The organism is Streptomyces sp. SAI-127, assembly GCF_029894425.1.
In the GTDB taxonomy this organism is placed as follows: domain Bacteria; phylum Actinomycetota; class Actinomycetes; order Streptomycetales; family Streptomycetaceae; genus Streptomyces.
Genome location: NZ_JARXYJ010000001.1, coordinates 72,229 through 90,966 on the forward strand (window position 1 = coordinate 72,229; position 18,738 = coordinate 90,966).

Below are 18,738 nucleotides of genomic sequence, written 5' to 3' on the forward strand. Positions count from 1 at the left end.
GTCCGCGCCGTGCAGGTGGCCGGGTCCGGCACGCAGCGAGGTGCTGTCAGGCGATGGTGCGGTGGTGGATAGGCAGCGGATGGGATGCGGGCGCCACCTCGACGCCTGGGTCAACAACATTCACCGCGAAGACTGTGTCCCAGGCCCCGTCGTCCATCTGCGCGATCGGGATGTACGGAAAGACTCCGACGCCATGTACGCGCCCATGCCGGGGGCGGTGCCCTCGAACCCCTCGGTGGAGCAGATGTTGACGATCACTCCGCCCTGTCCACCCGCGGTCATGCCCCGGGCGGTACGTCAAGCGGGCAGCGTCACTCTCAGCGTGGGCCTGCACCGTTGGGCGCGTCGGTTTCGGGTGCCGGGACGACGGTGGTGGACGGCTCCGGCTGGGCCGCTGGTGTGAGCCGGTCGCCCAGTTCGGAGAGGTCGTACGCCTGACGCGCCAGCCAGAAGCGCAGGAAGCCGGTGAGCGAGTAGCGCAGATACAGCACCCCGCCCACCACCGCGCACACCACGGCGGTCAGGCCGATGGCGAGGGCGTCACGCTGGGCCAGTGGATCGTCGCTCGCATGGGCGAGAGGGTAGGTCAGCGCGCCGAGGACCAGCCCGGCCAGGAGCAGAAGTGCTCCGATACGCAGCCACAGGGTGTGGCGTGCTGCGGCCGGGTCGGGGATCTTCAGGGCGGCCAGGTCGCGGGCGAACCGGTCCGCCCGGGTGGGGACTTGGGGCTGGTCCGCGTGCCTGAGGGTGTGTGGTTCTGTCGTGGTGCCGGTGGTCGGCGTCATGCCGCGCTCCCCAGGTAGTAGGAGGACAGTTCGGCGTGCAGGGAGCTGTCGGGGTGGCCCTGCCACTGGATGCGGCCGCGCACGAGGACGGCCGCATGGTCGGCGATCTTCAGCACCGCGGCGGCGAACTGCTCCACGACGAGCACCGCCACACCCTGGCGGGCCAGTTCGGCGACGTGCTCGTACAACTCGGCGACCACCACCGGCGCCAGGCCCATGGACAGTTCGTCGAGCAGCAGGACGGCCGGGTCGGTGGCCAGGCCCCGGGCGAGCGCGAGCATCTGTTGCTGCCCGCCGGACAGGGTGCCTGCCGCCTGCTTCACGCGTTCGCCGAGGACCGGGAAGCGGCTGTAGGCGAGTTCCTCGATCTCCGCCAGGCCGCGCCCGCTGAAGGTCATCATGCGGAGGTTGTCGCGCACGGAGAGGTTCGGGAAGATGCCCCGGCCCTCCGGGATGAGGCAGACACCGGCCCGGGCGAGGTCGCGTGGGCGCGCGCCGGTGGCGTCGCGGCCGCCGAGGTGCAGGGTGCCCGCCGAGGGGTGGTGCGCCCCGGCGGCGACATTGAGGGTGGTGGTCTTGCCGGCGCCGTTCGGGCCGAGCAGGGCCACGACCTGGCCGGCGGCGACGGTGAGATCCACTCCGTGCAGCACGGTGATGCGGTCGTAGGCCGCCTGGATGCCTCGTAGTTCGAGCAGCGGGGGCGGGGTGCCTTCTGCCACGGGCCGCAACGCAGGGCTCTCGGACATGTGCTCACGCCTCCCCGAGGTAAGCCGCCAGGACCGTCTGGTCCTGCTGTATGTCCTCGGGCGTGCCATGGGCGACGACTTTGCCGAGGTCGAGTACGTACATTTCGTCGCAGACGCTCATCACGAGGCTCATGTCGTGCTCGACGAGGACCACGGCGCGCCCCTCGCCCGCGACGTCGCGCAGCAGGGACGCGAAACGCCGGGTCTCCTCGGCGTCCTGGCCCGCGGCCGGTTCGTCGAGGAGCAGCACCCGCGGCCGGCCGGCCAGCGCCCGGCCGACTTCGAGGAGCCGCGCGGCACCGGTGGGCAGGGCGTCGGCGAGGGTGGCGGCGTCCGCGGTGAGGCCGATGCGCTCCAGGATCTCGTCGGCGATGCGGTCCGCCTCCCGGCGCCGCGGGCCGAGTTCGGCCGCGACGCGCAGATTGTCGCGGACGCTGAGCCGGCCGAAGAGTTCGAGGCGCTGGAAGGTGCGGGCCATGCCTTTGCGGGCCCGCTGGGCCGGAGTGCGCCGGGTGATGTCCCGGCCGTCGAGGCGGACCTGGCCCGTCTGGGGTCGGCGCAGTCCGGAGACGACGTCGAACAGGGTTGATTTTCCGGCACCGTTGGGTCCGATGAGGCCGGTGATCCGGCCCGCCTCGGCGGCGAATCCGGTGCCGTCGAGGGCCCGTTTTCCGCCGAACGTGACGGTCACGTCATTTGCTTCCAGCAAGGCCACGCGCGATCACCTCCTGGTCCTCGGTCCGCCAGGGGCGGCGTAGTCCCCACCACTCCACGGGGTCGGGCGCGGGCTGTGGGCCCTCGAGCCGTGTGGTGGCTCGGACGCGCAGCGCGGTGCCGACCGCCAGGGCGGTGAGCAGGAACATCGCGCCGCCGATCAGGTCGTTCGCGTACAGGGCCCAGAGGACGGCGAGTACGCCACCGGTGACCGGGAGGAGCAACCGGTCGCGCGCGAGCGGTGTCCATTCGGCCCTGAAGCGCGGGGCGATGCCGCCCGGGCTGTGCGCGAGGCCCATTCCGGCCAGGGCGATCATGAGGGTGGAGACGTCGTGGGCCCAGTCCCCGAAGTGGCCGAGCAGATGCGGTGGAGCGACGAAGGCGATGCCCGTGAACAGTCCGGTGCCGACCGCGCCGAGGCCGCCGATCACCGCGACCAGGAAGATCGGCAGGTTGGCGACGAGGTTGAACTGCTCGGCGGTGACGGTGCGTTGCTGCATCCCGTAGAGCGCGCCGCCGAGACCGGCGATCGCCGCGGACAGGGCGAACACCAGCACCTTGGCGGCGAGGGGGCGGCCTCCGAGGGTGGCGTAGGCGGCTTCGCTGTCGCGCAGCGCGATCAGGCTCCGGCCGAAGCTGCCGCGCCGCAGCCACGCCACGGCGAGGGAGGCGAGCGCCAGGAACACGGCGGCGAGCAGCAGGAGTTCGGTGTCCGAATCGAGGCGCCATCCGAACAGGTTCGGTCCCGCCGCCTCCACGGACCCTTGATCGAACAGCGCGATACGGACGCCGAGGATCTCGAACGACGGGAGGGTGAACACCCAGCGGTCGAGGATCACGGCGAAGGCGGCGGTGCCGAGGGCCAGATAGATGCCGGACAGGCGCAGTGCCGGAATGGCGATCAGCGCCCCGACGACGCCGGCGACGAGGACGGCGACGGGCAGTGCCCACACCTGCCCCTGTGCTCCCAGGTGTCCCCACACCACGGCCCCGATGCCCGCGATGCTCAGCTGGCACAGGGAGATCTGGCCGGCGTACCCGGCGAGCGGTACGTAGGAGAGCGCGACGATGCCGAGGGAGAAGATCGGTCCGTACGAGATGAGGCCCTCCTCGTCGAGGACGGTCATCAGGAACACCGCGAACAGCACGACGCTCGCGGCGAAGACCCCACTGCCGCGCGCTGTTGGCAGCGGCACACGGACCAGGCGCCGGTCGCGGCCGCGCAGCCGGCGGTGCGGGAACAGCAGCAGGGCGAGGAAGAGCAGCAGGGCGGGGGCGGCGAGCCGCAGTCCGGGGAGGTAGTCGTTCTGCGGCAGGTAGCCCGTCAGATAGCTCTCCAGGCAGCCGACGACGAGCGCCCCGAGGAAGGTGAGCGGGAGGCTGCGCAGCCGGCCGAAGACCGCGGCGGTGTACGCGCTGACGATGAGCAACGACAGCTGTGCGGCGTCGAGGGCGACGGTCGGGGCGATCAGGATGCCGCCGAGGGCGGCGAGTTGGGTGCTGAGGATCCAGGCGAGGCGGCCGGCGCGCTGCGGGGAGGCGCCGGCGAGGGAGGCCAGCGCACGGTCGTCGACGCAGGCGCGCATCTCGGTACCGGAGCGGGTGCGGTTGAGGAGCAGCCACAGACCGACGGCGACCAGCGCGGCCACCGCCAGGGTGAGCAGCTGGTGCCCGGTGATCGCGGCGAGGCCCAGCTTGATGGCCGGCGTGTCCGCGAAGAACGGGCGCAGCGGGCGGGCTGTGTTGGGGTCCCAGACCCAGCGGGCCAGCGCGATCGCCCCGGTGAGCAGGGCGACCGTCATCACCAGGCGCTCCGCCTCGCCGAGCGCCTGCACCGGTCGCATCAGGACCCGCTCGACGAACAGGCCGAAGGCCGGCGCGAGGACGAGCAGGACGACGGCCAGGGCAACGGGCACCGGCCAGCCCCAGCCGAACGCCAGCTGCCAGTAGGCGAACGCGGAGAGCATGCCGGACGCGCCGTGCGCGAAGTTGAAGACTCCGGCGGTGGTGTAGGTGAGGACCAGGCCGCTGCCGACGACCGCGTAGATCGCGGCCGTCGTCAGGCCGACCACTCCGAAGGTGAGGAACTGTTCCATCAGGCGCCCGTCCGAGTCCGGGCACCGGGCGCCGAAGGCACCGGTGTCATGGGGTCTCCTCCTCGCAGTTCCCAGGGACCGGGGCGCCTGCGCGGCGGCGCCACACGGATGACCACGGGCCAGTACGGGAGTATGAGCCAGGTCAAGTGGCGCCGTCGGCCGGTCACTTCAGGTCGTCCATCGACTTGCCGACATCAGCGAGCCGCGCCGGTGCGCCGTATTGGCCCTTGTACTTCACGACGGGCGCGTCACAGCGGTACGGGCCGTTGTCCGGCTTGAAGTCGGCGGGCTTCCAGCCTTCAGGCGTGGTCTCAACGATCGTGTAGCACTTGGACGGGACGTCCTGCTTGCTCACGTCGAACGGTGCCTGGATGCCGCCGGCGGTCCACTCGGTCTGCTTCAGCGCGTTGTCGTAGACGCACTTGCGGGTGAGCTCCGCGCAGTCACGGGCCGCGGTGGCGAAGAGCAGCCACGCGGAGAACGCCCGCAGCGCGGGGTAGGTGACGGGCTTGCCCGGCGCGTACTTCTCGAAGAGTGCCTTGACCTGCTGGATGGCCTCACTGTCGGAGCCCGTCTCCAGCGGGTGGGTGGCGAACAGCTCAGCGTAGTTGTGCTGGGTGCCGAGTGCCGAGCCCGCCAGGTCGATGAAGTTCTGGTTGTACGAGTTGCTGTTGGAGTCGATCCAGTCGGGGGCGTAGCCGATGCTGGTCAACGCCTGCTCCAGCTTGGCGAGCTGGTCGAACTGCCCCAGGAAGACCAGGCCCTTGACCTTCTTGTTCTTGATGGCCTGGGCGTACGGGGTCCAGTCGGCGACGCCGGCGGTCGGATAGAGGTCGGAGTAGGAGACCTTGCCGCCGAGCGTGGCGATGGACTCCTCGAACTGCGCTCCGATCACCTTGGTCACCGGGCTGTCGCCGGAGATGATGCCGACGTCCTGGGCCGAGGAGGGGAACTTCTCCTTCAGGAGCCAGTTGTAGAACCCGCCGTACTGGAAGTACGCCGAGTACGGCCCGGCGGACATCACCTGCAGATCGGAGCCGATGCTGGGGGCGAGGGACGACTGGGCGGGGAAGGCGGGGAGCAGACAGCCGAGGCGGTCCTTGACGGCCATACCGTCGAGCGCGGCGCTGCCGCCGACCAGGGCGAAGTCCTCCTTGCAGGCCTGCTGCATGCGCTGGCGGACTTCCATGAGCTTCGCGTCGCGGATGACGGGGACGAGCTTGCGGCCGTTGATGCCGCCCAGTTCGTTGCACCAGGAGGTGAACGCCTTGGCCGTGTCGGGCATTTCGGAGTTCTTGTTGAAGCCCATGTCGGTGAAGACGCCGACCTTGATCTCCTTGTCGGTCACGCCCTGGGCGGTGCCGGCCTTGGCATCGCCCTTGCCGCACACGTCCTTCAGGGTGCCGAAGTCGGCGCCTTGGACCGGCGGTTCCTTCTGGGTGGCGTCGCGGGTCTCCTCGGGTTCACTGCCGGTCGAGCCCGAGCGGGTGGAACAGCCGGCGAGCAGCACCGCGATCACGGTGACCACGCCTATGAGCAGCCTTCTCAAGGGGTCCTCCTCGGGGAATCGGACGCCGGTGTCCGATGGAGCACGACCGGATAGTACGAGGGGTCAGCCGCGACGGAAACTACATTCTCGAATTGGGCAAGGCAACTACTCGCACACGAGAACCTGACATAAGTTCCGACAGATGCACATCGGCCGCAAGGCTCCCCGAACGCCTGCAGTATTACCGTTCTCCTTCATTGAGAGTAACGTTCTCGTCATGAGCGAACCGAAGAGCACGGCCGCGTACCGCGTGGTGCAGTGGGCGACGGGGAACATCGGGAGCCGCACCCTGCGCGCGGCGATTGAGCACCCCCGCCTCGACGTCGTAGGGGTCCTGGTGCACAGCAAGGCCAAGTCCGGCCGGGACGCCGGAGAGTTGTGCGGTCTCGCACCGCTCGGCGTACGCGCCACCACCGATCTGGACGACGTACTGGCGCTGAAGCCGGACTGCGTGCTGTACACACCGCGGGAGCTGGCCTCGGACGACGTGTGCGCGCTGCTCTCCGCGGGGATCAACATCGTCGCCACCCGCACCGACTTCCACTACCCGGAAGCAATGGACCCGCGCTTGCGGCGCGGTGTCGAGGCGGCCTGTGCCGAGGGCGGCGCCAGCATCCACAGCACCGGCAGCAGCCCCGGCTTCGTCACGGAGGCGCTGCCCTTCGTCCTCGCCTCGCTGCAACGGCGCCTCGACGGGCTGCTCATCGAGGAGTTCGCCGACCTGTCGCGGCGCGCCTCCCCCGGACTGCTCTTCGACGTGATGGGGTTCGGCGGCCACGAGGGGACGTTCGACGAGCAGCGGCTCGCGTCACTGCGCGCGAGCTTCGGACCGTCCTTGCGACTGGTGGCCGACACCCTCGGACTTCCTGTCGAACAGGCTGCGGTGCACGGCGAGTTCGCGTACGCACGGGAACGCACCTCGATCGCCGCCGGGACCCTGGAGGCAGGCACGGTCGCGGCGCAGCGCATCACGGTCGCCTGGCTGAACGGCGAACGACCCGTCCTCCAATTCCGGGCCATCTGGTACTGCACCACCGACCTCGACCGGTCCTGGGACCTGCGGGACACGGGCTGGCGCCTGACGGTCGACGGCGACGCCCCGCTCGACGTCACCATCCGCTTCCCCGTGGCAGCCGACGACGCGGCCGCCGTCTACCCGTCCTACACCGCCAACCGCGCGGTCAACGCGGTGCCATGGGTGTGCGAGGCTCCGGCGGGCATCCGGACCACGGCGGATCTGCCGCAGATCGTGCCGCTTCTGAACTGAGCCGCACCGACCGAGGCCCCGGTCAGCCGCCTGCCGCGAGATTCGCGAGCAGGCCTCTGGTGCGGCGGGCCGAGGCCCGGCGGCTGTCGCGGTCAGGGCCCACAGGCACGATGTGTGCCCACAGGTCGGTCGCGCCCGCGTCGGCCAGGGCGGCCAACTGCCCTCGTACGCAATCCTCGTCGCCGATCACGGCCGCCTCGGCCGGTGCCGCCTTGCCACCGATCTCCAGGATCCGGCGGTAATTCGGCAGGCCGTCGTACGCCACCGCCGTGGCCGCCGCTGCGATACGCGCCTCGTCGGGGTCATCGTGCACGGCCACCGGGAGCCCGGCGACGATGCGCGGGGACGGGCGGCCCGCGGCCGTCGCCGCTTTGTGCAGGCGTGGCGCGATATGGGTGTCGATGGCCTCGGCCGTCGCCATCCACAGCACCACTCCGTCCGCGCACTCTCCCGCCACCCGCAGCAGCCGCGGGCCGAGCGCCGCGAGCAGGACCGGCACGCCCCCGGCGGGCAGCGAGGGCGGTGCCGAGGTGTGCGCGGACCAGTGCTCTCCGGTGACGTCGGCCTGCTCGCCGCGCAGCAGCGTGGTGAGGATGCGCAGATACTCCTCGGTGGCCGCGCCCACGCCGTCGTACGACAACCCCAGCGCGCCCTCCACGTACGGTCGGTGCGACGGTCCGATGCCGAGCGTGAAGCCCGGCCTGCCCATGGCATACGGGACGGAAGCCGCGCGGCCCGCCTGCAGGACGGGGTGGCAGGGATAGGTCTGGACGACCGCCGTGCCGAGCTCGATGGCGGTGGTGGCGCGCCCGGCGACCGCCATGGCGGCCAGCGGGTCGCCCGCCACGGCACTGGCGTACCAGAGTGCGTGGAAGCCGTCGCGTTCCGCTTCCTCGGCCTGGCGCACGATGCCGTCGACGGTGGCGGCGCCTCCGGTCAGACCGATCCGCATGACCGCTCCCCCTTCACCACCGTGTCACCGGTGTCTGTCCCGGGTCGTCTTCGGCGGTCAGCGGTCTGCGGTAGGACAGGTCGTCGCGGTCGCGGGTGCCTTTGACGAAGCCCTGCTCCTTGAAGAAGGGCGTACGCAGGACGGACGCGTCGGCGGACAGCGCGAGGTCGACCGTGCAGCGGCGTACGGCGATGCGCCAGGTGCCGTCGCGGCGCTCCAGGCGGTCGAGATAGCGGCCGCTCATCAGCATTGCCGTCCTGCCGTCGTGCGAAAGGAGCCCGACGAGCACGTAGCTCTCGCAGTGCGCGATGTCACCGCCCTCGTCGATCTCGCAGAGGTGCGTGGTGATGTTGTGGGTGTGCAGCTCGGCCGCCTCGGCGTGGACCATGTTGGCCCACTGTGCGTACGCGGGACCGCAGTTGACCGTGGCGCCGTGCTCGTCGACGCCGTCCTGGTGGTACGCGGCCGTGAGCAGATCGGCGTCGAAACGGTCGTGTCCGCGGGCGTGCCGGGCTACGCAGTCCAGGATCTCCTGCCGGTCGTTCAGGTTTCGGACCTGGCCCTCGAGCCGCGCCAGGCGCTCCTCGTCGCCGTTCATGCCGTCGCCGTTCATGCCGTCGCCGCTCATGCCGTCGCCGCTCATGCCGTCACCGGCTCCTCGCCCGCGAAAGTGATGCGCCGCAGCAGCCGGAGCGAGGTCGGCTCGTAGGGCAGGGCGCGGTGCAGCATGCCGGTGTTGTCCCAGAGCACGAGGTCGCCGGGGCGCCAGCTGTGGCGCAGGGTGAAGCGCTCCTGCGTCGCGAAGTCCAGCAGGCGGTCGAGGAGTTCACGGCCGTCCTTCTCCGCCATACCGACGATCCGGTCGGCCGTGGCGCCGATCAGGAGCGACGTGCGTCCGTCGCGGTGCCTCCACACCAGGGGGTGCTCGCGGCTGGGGATCCGGTCCCAGGCGGCCCGCTCCTTCGGCGCGGGATCGGGATTCACCAGGAGCTGAGCGGCGGTGAAGCTGTGCACCACCCGCAGGTCCGCCAGCTGCTTGCGCTGGTCCTCGGGCAGGGCCCGCCAGGCGGCGTAGGTGTTGGCGAACTCGGTGTCGCCGCCCTCGTCGGCGACCTGCCGGGCGAGCAGGACGGTGGCCTTCTGCGGGGTCTCGTCGCGGGTGCCGTCGATGTGCCAGAAGAAGGTGCCGCGGCGCACCTCGGCCAGTTGGCTCTTCGCCGGATCGAGGGTGATCGTGTCGATCTCCGGATGCGCCGGGTCGCCGCCCATCGGCGGGACGACGGCATCGCCCAGCTGCCGCCCCAGCGAGGAGAAATCGGCGTCGCTCAGATCGGCTCCGCGGCAGACGACCACGCCGCGGTCATCCAGCGCGGTACGCAGTGCGGCCACCGCGTCGGGTTCGAGGAGACGGGTGCCGGACAGGCCGGTGGTCTGCGCACCGATCTCGGGGGCGATGGGAGTGAAGGCGACGGTCACGGTTCCTCCGGGCGGCGGGGCGCGTGCGGGATGGCTGTGGCGGGCAGGTCGTCGTCCAGGTCCAGGGCGAAGGACCGCATGAGGTAGGCGATGGTCTCGTATGCGCCGACGGTGAAGATGAGGTCGATCAACTGCTGTGTGCCGAGGGTCGAGCCGAGTTCGCCCCAGGTCTTCTCGCCGATGGCGCCGTCCCCGACGAGTTCGCCGGCGGCGCGCAGCAGGGCGGCGTCCTGCGGATCCCATCCGGGTTCGTCGGGACCCAGGCCGATGCGGTGCACCTCGTCCGCGGTCAGGCCCACGTCGCCGGCTTGGACGACGTGCTGGGACCACTCGTAGGCGCAGTCACGCAGTGCCGATACGCGCAGGACCAGGAGCTCGCGCTGGCGCGGGGTGAGCGTGGTGGCGCGCATGATGTGGCCGTTGAACGTGAGGAAGGCGTGGGCGAGTTCCGGGTGGTGCGCGTAGGTGCCGAGCACGTTCAGGGCCTTGGGGCGTCCTTCGGACACGGGCGCGGGGTGGCGTGGGTTCGGCGGGGTCAGGGAGGCGAGGGCGGCGCGCATCCCGGGGGGCCAGGAACGGACGGGCAGGGGTTCGATGCGGGGCACGGGCGGGGCTCCTTCGCGGGCGTACGGGACCGGTCCGGTTCTCAGCGCAGCTTCTGCTTCATCTCGTCGAGCCGAGCGAGAATTGGGTATCCGGTGACGCTCAGCGCGTTTCCGTGCCCGGTCTGGTGGATGTCGAAGACGGACTGGACGGCGGCGTGGAAGCCCTGCACGTCAAGCGTCTGGTTCACCGCCCGCTTGGCCTGGCGCAGTCCGAACGACGGCATCGCGGCGATCCGCTCGGCCAGCTGCCTCGTCCCCGTGTCCAGTTGACCGCGCGGCACGACCTTGTTCACCATCCCGATCCGCTCCGCCTCCTCCGCGGTCAGCGGACGTCCGGTGAACAGGATCTCCTTGGCCTTGCGCGGACCCAGCTCCCACGTGTGGCCGTGGTACTCGACACCGCCGATGCCCATCGTGACCACCGGGTCCGAGAACAGCGCGTCCTCGGCCGCCACGATCAGGTCGCAGGGCCAGCAGAGCATCAGGCCGGCCGCGATGCAGCGGCCCTGCACCGCGGCGATGGAGGGCTTGGGCACATTGCGCCAGCGCAGCGTGTAGTCGAGGTAGCGGCGGCTCTCGGCGCTGTAGATCCACTCCAGGGTGATCTCGTCGGGAGAAGGCCAGCGGTCATTGAGGTCGTGCCCGGCGGAGAAGTGCTTGCCCTCGGCGCGTACGACGATCACCGCCACCTCGTCGTCCTCGGCGGCCCGGGTCCAGGCGGCGTCGAGTTCGTCGAGCAGTTCGGCGTTCTGTGCGTTGGCCACCTCGGGGCGGTTGAGCGTGAGGGTCGCGATGCGGTCCTTCACCTCGTACAGGATGTTCACGTATCGGCTCCTCAGCCTCGGGGCAGGCCGAGCACCCGCTCGGCGACGATGGTGCGCTGGATCTCGGAGGTGCCGCCGGCGATGGTGCCGGCGAAGGTGCGGGCGTAGCGCTGGAACCAGCTGCCGGCGAAGTCCTCCCAGTGCATGTACGCGTACGGGGCGGTGGTGGCGGGGTGCGTGAGCCCGTCAGGCCCTGCCGCTTCGAGGGCGCGTTCGGCGGCCTGCTGCACCGCCTCCGAGCCGAGCAGCTTCAGTACGGACAGGGCCGGTACGTCCTGTTCGCCGCGGGCGGCGCGCGCCAGGGCCCGCAGTCCGAGCAGCCGCAGCGCCTGGGCGTCCATCGCGAGGGTGGCGTACCAGTCCTTGTCCAGGTCGGTGAGCGGGCGGAAGTCCCGCAGGAGTTCGTCCATGCGGTCGCTGAAGCTGAGCCACAGCAGGGTGCGTTCATGCCCGAGAGAGCCGCCCGCGACGCGCCAGCCCTCGTTCAGCGGGCCGACCAGGTTCTGCGCCGGGACACGGACGTCGTCGAAGTAGACCTCGTTGAAGTCGAGGTCGTCGGGGGCGGTGAGGGAGCCGAAGGGTCGGCGGGTCACACCGGGGGTGTCGGTGGGGATGACAAGGCAGCTGATGCCCTTGTGCTTGGGTGCGTCGGGGTCGGTGCGGACGAAGGTGAGGAGCACGTCGGCGTCATGGGCGCCGGACGTCCACACTTTCTGGCCGTTCACGACGAACTGGCCGTCTTCGTCCGCGAGTTCGGCGCGAGTGCTCAGGGAGGCGAGATCGCTGCCGGCGCCCGGTTCGCTCATGCCGAGGGCCGCGGTCATCTCCGCACGCAGGATCGGCACGGCCCAGCGCCGCTTCTGCTCGTCGGTGCCGAAGGTGAGCAGGGAGGCGGCGATGATGCCGAGGCCCTGGGGGTTGAAGGAGTGGTAGATGCGGCGCCGGGAGAGCTCCTCCAGGTGGACGTAACTCTGCATCAGTGTCGCGTTCCGGCCGCCGAACTCCGGCGGATTCCCGGGCAGCAGCCAGCCCTCGTCGAAGAGAAGCCGCTGCCAGCGCCGGGCCCATGCGGGGACGTCCGCGGTGGAGTGCGAGCGCTCAGCCGTTTCGGCCTCGGCGGGCAGATGCGTGTCGAGGAAGGCCGTGAACTCGTCCCGGAACGCCTCGACTTCGGCGTCGAAGGTCAGCTGCATGATGCGCCTACGCCTCCCGCGTCGCGATGATTCGAGGTGATGAGTTCGGCGATGCGGGCCCGGTGCGCCGCCGCGCCGCCCCGCATCAGCTCCCCCGCCTTGGCCCGCTTGAGCGCGAACTGCAGGTCGTTCTCCCAGGTGAAGCCCATCGCGCCGAACAGCTGGATGCCGTGCCGGAAGACGAGCGCCTGGCACTCCCCGGCCGCCGCCTTCGCCATGGCCGCCGCGAGCGGCCGGTCCGGGGCGTCGGCCGCGATGGTCAGTGCGGCGTGGTAGGCAAGTGCATGGGCTCTCTCGATCGCCACATACATGTCGGCGGCTTTGTGCTGTACGGCTTGGAAGGATCCGATGGGTGCACCGAACTGGCGCCGTGTACGGGCGTGTTCGAGCACCAGGTCGAGTACGCGGCGGCACGCGCCGACCATGGTGACGGCCATGGCGGTGAGGGCTACATCGTTGGCGTGCGGTGGAGGTGCGGCGCTCACGCGGGCGTCGTCGGTGACCCGCACCTGCGAGAACGTTACTTCCGCGAGGTGCAGGACCGGATCCAGCGCCGGTGTCCGTACGGCCCGCACCTCCTGGGCGGGCACGAGGAAGACTCCCTCATCGGTGACCACGGCGAACCAGTCCGCCCGGTCGCCGTCCAGGACGTGGCGGGCGTGGCCGTCGAGGAACCAGACCCGGCCCTCACGCCGGGCCCGCACGCCCTCGACGACCGCGGCGCCCGGCTCCCGGGGGGCGATCAGGCCTTCCGGCACGAGGGGGGCGAACTGGGTGAGCGTGGCGAGATAGGGCGTCGGATCGGTCGCACGGCCCAACTCCTCCAGCACGATGGCGAGTTCCACCATCTGAGCCGGGTCGGCGAGTTCGGTCCAGCCGAGGTCCGCGTAGGTGCGCCACAGCGGCTCCGGGTCAGCGTCCGCATCGACCACCGCACGTACCAGCGCAGGCGGGCACTCCTTGGCGAGGACCTCCCGGACGGACTTCTGCCACAGCCGCTGGTCGTCGTCGAACTCGAAGAGCATCGTCGCCTCCTGGTCCGGATGTGCGTGAACGACCGAACCCGACGGGCCGCTCCGACGGGGGCGATAATAACGTTCTCTCGATCGGAAAGTAATAGTCTCAGCTTGGCAGAGCGGGGTAGCCTCCCCTCATGAAACCGGAGATCTCCCTCGACACGGGCCCGGCGGACACCGAACCGACGTGGAAGCAGCGCGCGGTCGAGCGCTCCACCCGGGCGGCCAAACGGCGCGCCGAGCAGAGGGTGCAGCGTTTCCTCGACGCGGCTCAGGAGCTCATGGCCGACAAGGGCACCACGGACCTCACGGTGCAGGAGGTGGTCGACCGCTCGGGCCAGTCGCTGCGCAGCTTCTACCAGCACTTCGACGGCAAGCACGAGCTGCTGCTCGCCCTTTTCGAGGACGCCCTGAGCCGGACCGGCGACGCATTGCGCGCGGCCACGTCGGGACCCGGAGCCGCCGAAGCGCCCGTGGCACGCCTGGAGGCGGCCACCCGGCTGCTGTTCACCATGTGCCGCCCGGGCCCCGGTGACCTGCACCCCCTGTTCAGCGAGTTCGCACCACAGCTACTGCTCACGCACCCCGATGAGGTTCGGCTCGCGCACGCTCCGGTGCTGGGAATCCTGGCCGAGCTGATGGAGGCGGTCGACGCGGCCGGCGGGCTGCGTTCCGGCATGCGGCCGCGGCGGGCGGCCGCGATGCTGATGCAGACGACCATGTTCCTGTCGCAGTCGGCCATCGGCGTCAACCCGGAGGGCCCCGCGCCCCGGCCGCTGTCCGCCGACGAAGTGTGGGCGTTCTGCTCCGGCGGCTTCGAGGCGAGGAGCTGAGACACCGCATCGGCCCAGCACGACGAGAACGGCATTCTCAACTTCGCGTAACTCCCCTACACTTGCTGCATGTCGGACCTCTGGAGCGACCTTCTCGCCTGCCTCGACCTGCGCCCTCTGCCGCACGCCGCCGCGCCGGCCTTCGAAGGCACCAACCAGCAGCTCGCGTATCACCGCCTGTTCGGCGGCCAGCTCCTGGCCCAGTGCGTCCGGGCCGCCCAGCGGCTCGGTCCGGACAAGGCCGTGAAGTCCCTGCATGTGCTCTTCCCGCGCCCGGGCCGGAGCGACGAGCCCGTCCGCTACGAGGCGACCCGCGTCCAGGAGGGCAACACCTTCGCCACGTGGTCCCTCACCGCGCGCCAGGACGCGGGTGTGATCGCCACCGCGGCGGTGTCCCTGCACCGGGTCGAGCCCGGCGTGGAGCACCAGTTCACGGCGCCCGTACCGGAGGTTCTCGGCCCGGAACATGGCGTGGAGTTCGAGCTGCTGCCCTGGGATACCCGTACAAGCGCCGATCTCGACTCCCCCGGCGTGGCACCTGCCGAGCTGGACCTGTGGATGCGCACCCCGCACGTGGACGCGGATCTCGGCCCGGCCCTGCTCGCCTACGCCTCCGACCTGACCCTGATCGGCACCGCACTGCGCGCGGTCGACGGCATCGGCCAGCAGGACGCCGGCAAGGCGTTCACCTCGGCCGTCACCTCGCACACCGTGTGGTTCCACCGCCCCGCCCGCGTCGACGACTGGCTGCTGCTCCGCCAGCACGCGCCGCTGATCGCCCACGGCCGCTGCCACGGGCGAGGGGACGTCTTCACCGCGGACGGCTTGCTCGTGGCGTCCTACGCACAGGACGCGCTGTTGCGCCTTCCGCCCTCACCTTGACCGGCTGGCCCCGCCGAAGTCGTCGCGACCTCGGCGGGGCCTGCTCACCTCCCGCTGAGTAACCGGCCGCCGCGGGATTGCCCCGCACCCCGGCGACGGCGAGCAAGGCACCCAGGCGCAGAGCACCAGCAGCGTGTGGCCTGGCTCGACTGCGGCGAGGTCGAGTGCCTGTACGGCGATGAGTCCGCCCAACGGCAGGGTCTCGGCGGCGACCAGGTCAGTGCCCGCCGGCACGGCGGCCACCGCCTCCACGTCCAGCACCACGTATTCGGCCTGCGCCTTGAGCGGGAGAGCCAGCAGGTCGGACAGACCGATCACCGGGTCGCCCCGCCGGAAGCCGGCGACGTCCGGCCCCAGCGCGTCGACGGTGCCGGCGACGTCCCAGCCCAGGCCGGTGATCTCCCGATCCGGGAGCAGGCCACCGCGGTGAGCCCGCCGGACGGGTACGACCGAGGCATGTCAGCGGAGCCGCCCGCCCCCGGCGGCATGTGATCCGTGCGCTTCAGGTCCCGGTCCTCGAACCCTTCTCCTCCGCCTCGATGTCGGCCAGCAAGGCAGCAACGCGTGTCCGTGCGCGAGCCGCGACACCGGTGCCCGGCGCGGTGTGCACTCGGTCCGCCTCCACCGCGTGCAGTGCCGCCGCTGCGACCTCGCGTGGGCTGAGGATGCCGTCCGGGGCGAGGTCGCGCATCGAGGGGGACCCGGTGGGCAGTTGGATGGCGCCGAGAGCTGCGGAGTTCTGCCCGAGCGGAGTGTCCACGAGACCCGGACAGACGACGGTCGCGCCCAGCGTCGGTGCCACCTGTTTCAGTTCCGCGTCGAGTGTCTCGGTCAGGCCGACGACCGCGTGCATGGTGCCGGCGTACGGGGTACGCCCGGGCAGCGGTGCGAGGCCTCCGGCGGAGGCGGTGTTGAGGAAGTGACCGGACCCCTGCTCGATCAGCAAAGGCGCGAAGGCGCGTACCCCGTGGACGACGCCGAGCAGTTTGACGCCGATCAGCCGCTGCCAGGTGTGATCGTCCTGCTGCCACATCGGAGCGCCCGGACAGACGACTCCGGCGTTGTTGCACACCAGGTCCACTCGCCCGTACGCGGTCATCGACCGGTCGGCGAGCCGTCCGACCGCCGCCGCGTCGCTCACGTCGGTCACGACGGCGGTGACCTCCGCCCCGGCCGCGCGCAGCGCTTCGCACGCCGACGCCAGTCCGTCCTCGCGGATGTCGGCGATCACCAGCCGTACCCCGCGCGCCGCCAGTTCCTCGGCGAGGCCGTACCCGATACCGCTGGCCCCGCCGGTGACCACCGCGACCTGCCCCTTCTCGATGCGCACTTTCGCTCCTCCTCAGTCCCGTGCCATCTCGAGCCGCGCCTTGGCCCACAGCCACTCGGCGTACGAGTGCATCGCCTCGCCGGTCGCCCGGTCGCGTCGGCCCTCCACGGCGGCGTACCAGCTGCCTTCGAGGAGAGCGGCGAGCCGGAAGCAGGCGAGCACCTCGAACCAGCGGAAGGCAGAGGTGTCGCGGCCGGTGGACTCGGCGTAGTACGCGAGGAGTTCGGCGCGCGACGGCATGCCCTCCCAGGGGGTGAGGTAGGGCTCGGCGCCGGGGGGATCGCCTTCCTCCCGCCAGGCGGTGAGGATCCAGGCGAGGTCGAGCAGCGGGTCGCCCAGGGAGGCCATCTCCCAGTCGACGATCGCCGCCAGGCTCGGGGCGTCGTGCGACAGCATCACGTTGGCGAACTGCAGATCGCCGTGCACGATGCCAGTCCGGCCCTGCTTCGGGGTGTGCCCCGTGAGCCACTCGGCCACCGCGTCGACGTGCGGGGACTCGGTCTCCCGGTAGGCGGCGCTGTGGCGGTAGCCGTGCAGCATCTTCAGGTATCGGGCCGGCTGGCGCTCCACCCATCCGTCGGGGCGGCCGAGTTGGTCCGCGCCCACCGCGTACGGGTCGACCGAGGCGAGCTTCGCCGCCCCGTCGACCAGGGCGAACGCGGCGCGGCGGCGCCAGTCCGCGTCCTCGGCATAGCGGCCGGGGAACCGGCCCTGCGGGGTGAACCCGTCGATCTTCTCCAGGATGGAGAAGGGACCGCCCAGCGGTGAGTCCTGGTCGAGGCTGAACGCGTACTGGCGCGGGTGCGGTACGTCCGTGTCCGCCAGCGCCGCGAGCGCGCCGCTCTCGCGACGGAAGGCGTCGGCGGCGCGGTCCTCGAGGTGGCGGCCCGGCAGGCGGAGGACGAGCTCGGTGCCGTCGGCGCGGCGGACGAGGGAGAGGATGTTCTGCGCTCCGCCGGCGAGCGGCGACAGCTCGATCACCGGACCGTACCCCGGCAGATCTGCGAGGCCAGGCCAGGTGTTGAGGAGTGCGAGGGTGTCGGTCATCGGGCGCTCGCTTCCTCGGGCTGAAGCAGAGCCGCGTACTTCTCACGGGCGGCGGCCAGTCGGGTGGGCAGGTGCGCGGAACCGAAGAGCCGGTCCTCGGCCGGTTCCACGCCCTTGAGCAGCAGGCGGGCCACGACGTCCTTGTGCGCCTCGGTCGGGCCGTCCGCGACACCGAGCACCGGTCCTGCCTGCCACATCCGGGCCAGCGGCAGTTCGTTGGAGACGCCGAGCGCCCCGTGCAGGTGCATGGCCCGGTAGGTGATGTCGACGAGCGTCTTCGGGGTGGCCACCTTGACGGCGGAGATGTGCAGGCGTGCCGTACGGGCGTCCTCTGGCGAGCCGCTGCGGGAGGCCCGGTCCGCTTGCCAGGCGGCGTGCAGGACTTGGAGGCGGAACTGCTCCAGCTGGATCCAGCTGTCCGCGAGCGCGTGCCGTACCGCCTGCTGGTCGGCGAGCGGCCGTCCTCGGGTGCGGCGGCCGGCTATCCGCTCCCCCATCATGTCCAGCGCGCGCCGGCACTGTCCCACGGACCGCATCGCATGATGCAGGCGTCCGCCGCCGAGGCGGGTCTGGGCGATGGCGAACCCGCTGCCCGGCTCGCCCAGGAGGTTCTCGGCGGGCACGCGGCAGCCGGTGAAGCGCAGGTAGGCGTGCACGCCTTCCCCGAGCGGTTCGCCCGCGAGTCCTGTGCCGCGCACCATCTCCATGCCGCCGGTGCCCGCCGGAATGACGAACATCGAGGAGCCCTGGTGGACCGGCACCTCCGGGTCGGTGATGACCATGGCGATGACGAACGCGGCGTGCGGGTAGTTGGAGGCGAACCACTTCTCACCGTCGATCACCCACTCGTCGCCGTCGCGTACCGCCCGGCAGGTGAAGCCCCCTGGGTCGGCGCCGCCGGTCGGCTCGGTCATGGCGAAGGTGGAGACGATCCGTCCGTCGAGGAGCGGTTCGAGGAATTCCTTGCGCTGCTCATCAGTGCCGTAGTGGGCGAGGATCTCGGCGTTGCCGGAGTCGGGGGCCTGGGTGCCGAAGACCATCGGGGCCCAGGAGGAGCGGCCCAGAATCTCATTCAGCAAGGCCAGCTGGACCTGTCCCATGCCCATGCCGCCGAGTTCGGGCGGCAGATGGGCGGCCCACAGGCCCTGTTCGCGCACCTGGCGCTGGAGCGGGCGGACGGCGTCGAGGTAGACGCGGCTGGTGCGGTCGTACGGTTCCGCGTTGCCCGGGAAGAGGACGTCGAGCGGCTCGACCTCATCCCGTACGAAGGTGTCGGCCCAGTCGAGGCGGGCCTGGAACGCGGCGTCGGTGCTGAAGTCCCACATATTGGCGGTCCCCTTCAGGGAGACAGAACGTCGTTCGGACACTAGCAGAACGACATTCTCGTGACCAGGAACAGCGTTCTGAATCCCGCCAAGGGGCG

General features: G+C 70.9%; 19 protein-coding genes. 4 read left to right on the top strand and 15 right to left on the bottom strand.

The features are described 5' to 3' along the window. Positions 1-317 precede the first annotated feature (317 nt). The 5 genes from M2157_RS00340 to M2157_RS00360 all read right to left on the bottom strand — a co-directional run bounded on the left by M2157_RS00340 (position 318) and on the right by M2157_RS00360 (position 5,890). The gene (locus M2157_RS00340; RefSeq protein ID WP_280863974.1) at positions 318-785 is read right to left on the bottom strand and encodes a hypothetical protein; all 468 of its coding nucleotides are present in this window, start codon (positions 783-785) and stop codon (positions 318-320) included. Further along, a complete protein-coding gene (locus tag M2157_RS00345) occupies positions 782-1,531 on the bottom strand; it encodes an ABC transporter ATP-binding protein (protein WP_280859735.1) in 750 nt (249 codons plus the stop codon). Before M2157_RS00345 ends, M2157_RS00340 begins: the two co-directional genes overlap by 4 nt. A 4-nt stretch (positions 1,532-1,535) precedes the next feature. Continuing rightward, on the bottom strand, positions 1,536-2,246 hold the full coding sequence (locus M2157_RS00350) for an ABC transporter ATP-binding protein (RefSeq protein WP_280859736.1): 711 nt from the start codon (positions 2,244-2,246) through the stop codon (positions 1,536-1,538). Next, positions 2,224-4,341: an ABC transporter permease gene (locus tag M2157_RS00355; protein WP_280863975.1), complete on the bottom strand. Its 2,118-nt coding sequence runs from the start codon at positions 4,339-4,341 to the stop codon at positions 2,224-2,226. The genes M2157_RS00350 and M2157_RS00355 overlap by 23 nt, the downstream gene beginning before the upstream one ends. Before the next feature lie 163 nt (positions 4,342-4,504). Beyond that, entirely contained in the window at positions 4,505-5,890 is a 1,386-nt protein-coding gene (locus tag M2157_RS00360; RefSeq protein ID WP_280863976.1) for an ABC transporter substrate-binding protein, read from the bottom strand. 217 nt (positions 5,891-6,107) lie between these two features. Here M2157_RS00360 and M2157_RS00365 point away from each other — a divergent pair, with 217 nt between their 5' ends. Further along, positions 6,108-7,157, top strand: a complete 1,050-nt coding sequence (locus tag M2157_RS00365; RefSeq protein WP_280863977.1) for a dihydrodipicolinate reductase — start codon at positions 6,108-6,110, stop codon at positions 7,155-7,157. Between the two features lie 22 nt (positions 7,158-7,179). On the opposite strand, the gene M2157_RS00370 is transcribed toward M2157_RS00365, so the two are convergent. Genes M2157_RS00370 through M2157_RS00400 form a run of 7 tightly spaced genes read right to left on the bottom strand, consistent with a single transcriptional unit; the run spans position 7,180 to position 13,232 of the window. Continuing rightward, positions 7,180-8,109 carry a TIGR03564 family F420-dependent LLM class oxidoreductase gene (locus M2157_RS00370; protein WP_280863978.1) on the bottom strand — a complete coding sequence of 310 codons (930 nt, stop codon included), beginning with the start codon at positions 8,107-8,109 and terminating at the stop codon, positions 7,180-7,182. Positions 8,110-8,122: 13 nt separating this feature from the next. Beyond that, entirely contained in the window at positions 8,123-8,752 is a 630-nt protein-coding gene (locus tag M2157_RS00375; protein ID WP_280863979.1) for a nuclear transport factor 2 family protein, read from the bottom strand. Further along, positions 8,749-9,585 carry a TauD/TfdA family dioxygenase gene (locus tag M2157_RS00380; RefSeq protein ID WP_280863980.1) on the bottom strand — a complete coding sequence of 279 codons (837 nt, stop codon included), beginning with the start codon at positions 9,583-9,585 and terminating at the stop codon, positions 8,749-8,751. Before M2157_RS00380 ends, M2157_RS00375 begins: the two co-directional genes overlap by 4 nt. Continuing rightward, positions 9,582-10,190: a carboxymuconolactone decarboxylase family protein gene (locus M2157_RS00385; protein ID WP_280863981.1), complete on the bottom strand. Its 609-nt coding sequence runs from the start codon at positions 10,188-10,190 to the stop codon at positions 9,582-9,584. Before M2157_RS00385 ends, M2157_RS00380 begins: the two co-directional genes overlap by 4 nt. Positions 10,191-10,231: 41 nt before the next feature. Further along, complete coding sequence (locus tag M2157_RS00390) at positions 10,232-11,014, bottom strand: enoyl-CoA hydratase (RefSeq protein ID WP_280863982.1); 783 nt, start codon at positions 11,012-11,014, stop codon at positions 10,232-10,234. Between the two features lie 11 nt (positions 11,015-11,025). Beyond that, the gene (locus tag M2157_RS00395; RefSeq protein ID WP_280863983.1) at positions 11,026-12,207 is read right to left on the bottom strand and encodes an acyl-CoA dehydrogenase family protein; all 1,182 of its coding nucleotides are present in this window, start codon (positions 12,205-12,207) and stop codon (positions 11,026-11,028) included. After that, on the bottom strand, positions 12,198-13,232 hold the full coding sequence (locus tag M2157_RS00400) for an acyl-CoA dehydrogenase family protein (protein ID WP_280859746.1): 1,035 nt from the start codon (positions 13,230-13,232) through the stop codon (positions 12,198-12,200). The genes M2157_RS00395 and M2157_RS00400 overlap by 10 nt, the downstream gene beginning before the upstream one ends. A 128-nt stretch (positions 13,233-13,360) precedes the next feature. On the opposite strand from M2157_RS00400, the gene M2157_RS00405 reads away from it, so the two are divergent. The 3 genes from M2157_RS00405 (at position 13,361) to M2157_RS00415 (ending at position 15,430) form a co-directional block, all read left to right on the top strand. After that, positions 13,361-14,056 (top strand): TetR/AcrR family transcriptional regulator, encoded by a 696-nt coding sequence (locus M2157_RS00405; protein ID WP_280863984.1) that lies wholly within the window; start codon positions 13,361-13,363, stop codon positions 14,054-14,056. Between the two features lie 69 nt (positions 14,057-14,125). After that, on the top strand, positions 14,126-14,938 hold the full coding sequence (locus M2157_RS00410; RefSeq protein WP_280863985.1) for an acyl-CoA thioesterase domain-containing protein: 813 nt from the start codon (positions 14,126-14,128) through the stop codon (positions 14,936-14,938). A gap of 135 nt (positions 14,939-15,073) precedes the next feature. Beyond that, positions 15,074-15,430, top strand: a complete 357-nt coding sequence (locus M2157_RS00415; RefSeq protein ID WP_280863986.1) for a hypothetical protein — start codon at positions 15,074-15,076, stop codon at positions 15,428-15,430. Between the two features lie 10 nt (positions 15,431-15,440). On the opposite strand, the gene M2157_RS00420 is transcribed toward M2157_RS00415, so the two are convergent. From M2157_RS00420 to M2157_RS00430, 3 genes are read right to left on the bottom strand one after another with little or no spacing between them, the layout of a single operon-like run. Continuing rightward, positions 15,441-16,268, bottom strand: coding sequence for an SDR family NAD(P)-dependent oxidoreductase (locus tag M2157_RS00420; RefSeq protein WP_280863987.1), 828 nt, complete (start codon positions 16,266-16,268; stop codon positions 15,441-15,443). Between the two features lie 12 nt (positions 16,269-16,280). Then, the gene (locus tag M2157_RS00425; protein WP_280859752.1) at positions 16,281-17,315 is read right to left on the bottom strand and encodes a phosphotransferase family protein; all 1,035 of its coding nucleotides are present in this window, start codon (positions 17,313-17,315) and stop codon (positions 16,281-16,283) included. Then, on the bottom strand, positions 17,312-18,640 hold the full coding sequence (locus M2157_RS00430; RefSeq protein WP_280859753.1) for an acyl-CoA dehydrogenase family protein: 1,329 nt from the start codon (positions 18,638-18,640) through the stop codon (positions 17,312-17,314). The genes M2157_RS00425 and M2157_RS00430 overlap by 4 nt, the downstream gene beginning before the upstream one ends. Positions 18,641-18,738 lie beyond the last annotated feature (98 nt).

What these genes read in the sequence shown, in the direction of transcription:
- M2157_RS00345 (WP_280859735.1), bottom strand. Translation starts at nt 1,531, where the DNA reads ATGTCCGAGAGCCCTGCGTTGCGGCCCGTGGCAGAAGGCACCCCGCCC.
- M2157_RS00430 (WP_280859753.1), bottom strand. Translation starts at nt 18,640, where the DNA reads ATGTGGGACTTCAGCACCGACGCCGCGTTCCAGGCCCGCCTCGACTGG.
- M2157_RS00410 (WP_280863985.1), top strand. Translation starts at nt 14,126, where the DNA reads ATGTCGGACCTCTGGAGCGACCTTCTCGCCTGCCTCGACCTGCGCCCT.
- M2157_RS00370 (WP_280863978.1), bottom strand. Translation starts at nt 8,109, where the DNA reads ATGCGGATCGGTCTGACCGGAGGCGCCGCCACCGTCGACGGCATCGTG.
- M2157_RS00375 (WP_280863979.1), bottom strand. Translation starts at nt 8,752, where the DNA reads ATGAGCGGCGACGGCATGAGCGGCGACGGCATGAACGGCGACGGCATG.
- M2157_RS00400 (WP_280859746.1), bottom strand. Translation starts at nt 13,232, where the DNA reads ATGCTCTTCGAGTTCGACGACGACCAGCGGCTGTGGCAGAAGTCCGTC.
- M2157_RS00405 (WP_280863984.1), top strand. Translation starts at nt 13,361, where the DNA reads ATGAAACCGGAGATCTCCCTCGACACGGGCCCGGCGGACACCGAACCG.
- M2157_RS00425 (WP_280859752.1), bottom strand. Translation starts at nt 17,315, where the DNA reads ATGACCGACACCCTCGCACTCCTCAACACCTGGCCTGGCCTCGCAGAT.
- M2157_RS00365 (WP_280863977.1), top strand. Translation starts at nt 6,108, where the DNA reads ATGAGCGAACCGAAGAGCACGGCCGCGTACCGCGTGGTGCAGTGGGCG.
- M2157_RS00395 (WP_280863983.1), bottom strand. Translation starts at nt 12,207, where the DNA reads ATGCAGCTGACCTTCGACGCCGAAGTCGAGGCGTTCCGGGACGAGTTC.
- M2157_RS00340 (WP_280863974.1), bottom strand. Translation starts at nt 785, where the DNA reads ATGACGCCGACCACCGGCACCACGACAGAACCACACACCCTCAGGCAC.
- M2157_RS00355 (WP_280863975.1), bottom strand. Translation starts at nt 4,341, where the DNA reads ATGGAACAGTTCCTCACCTTCGGAGTGGTCGGCCTGACGACGGCCGCG.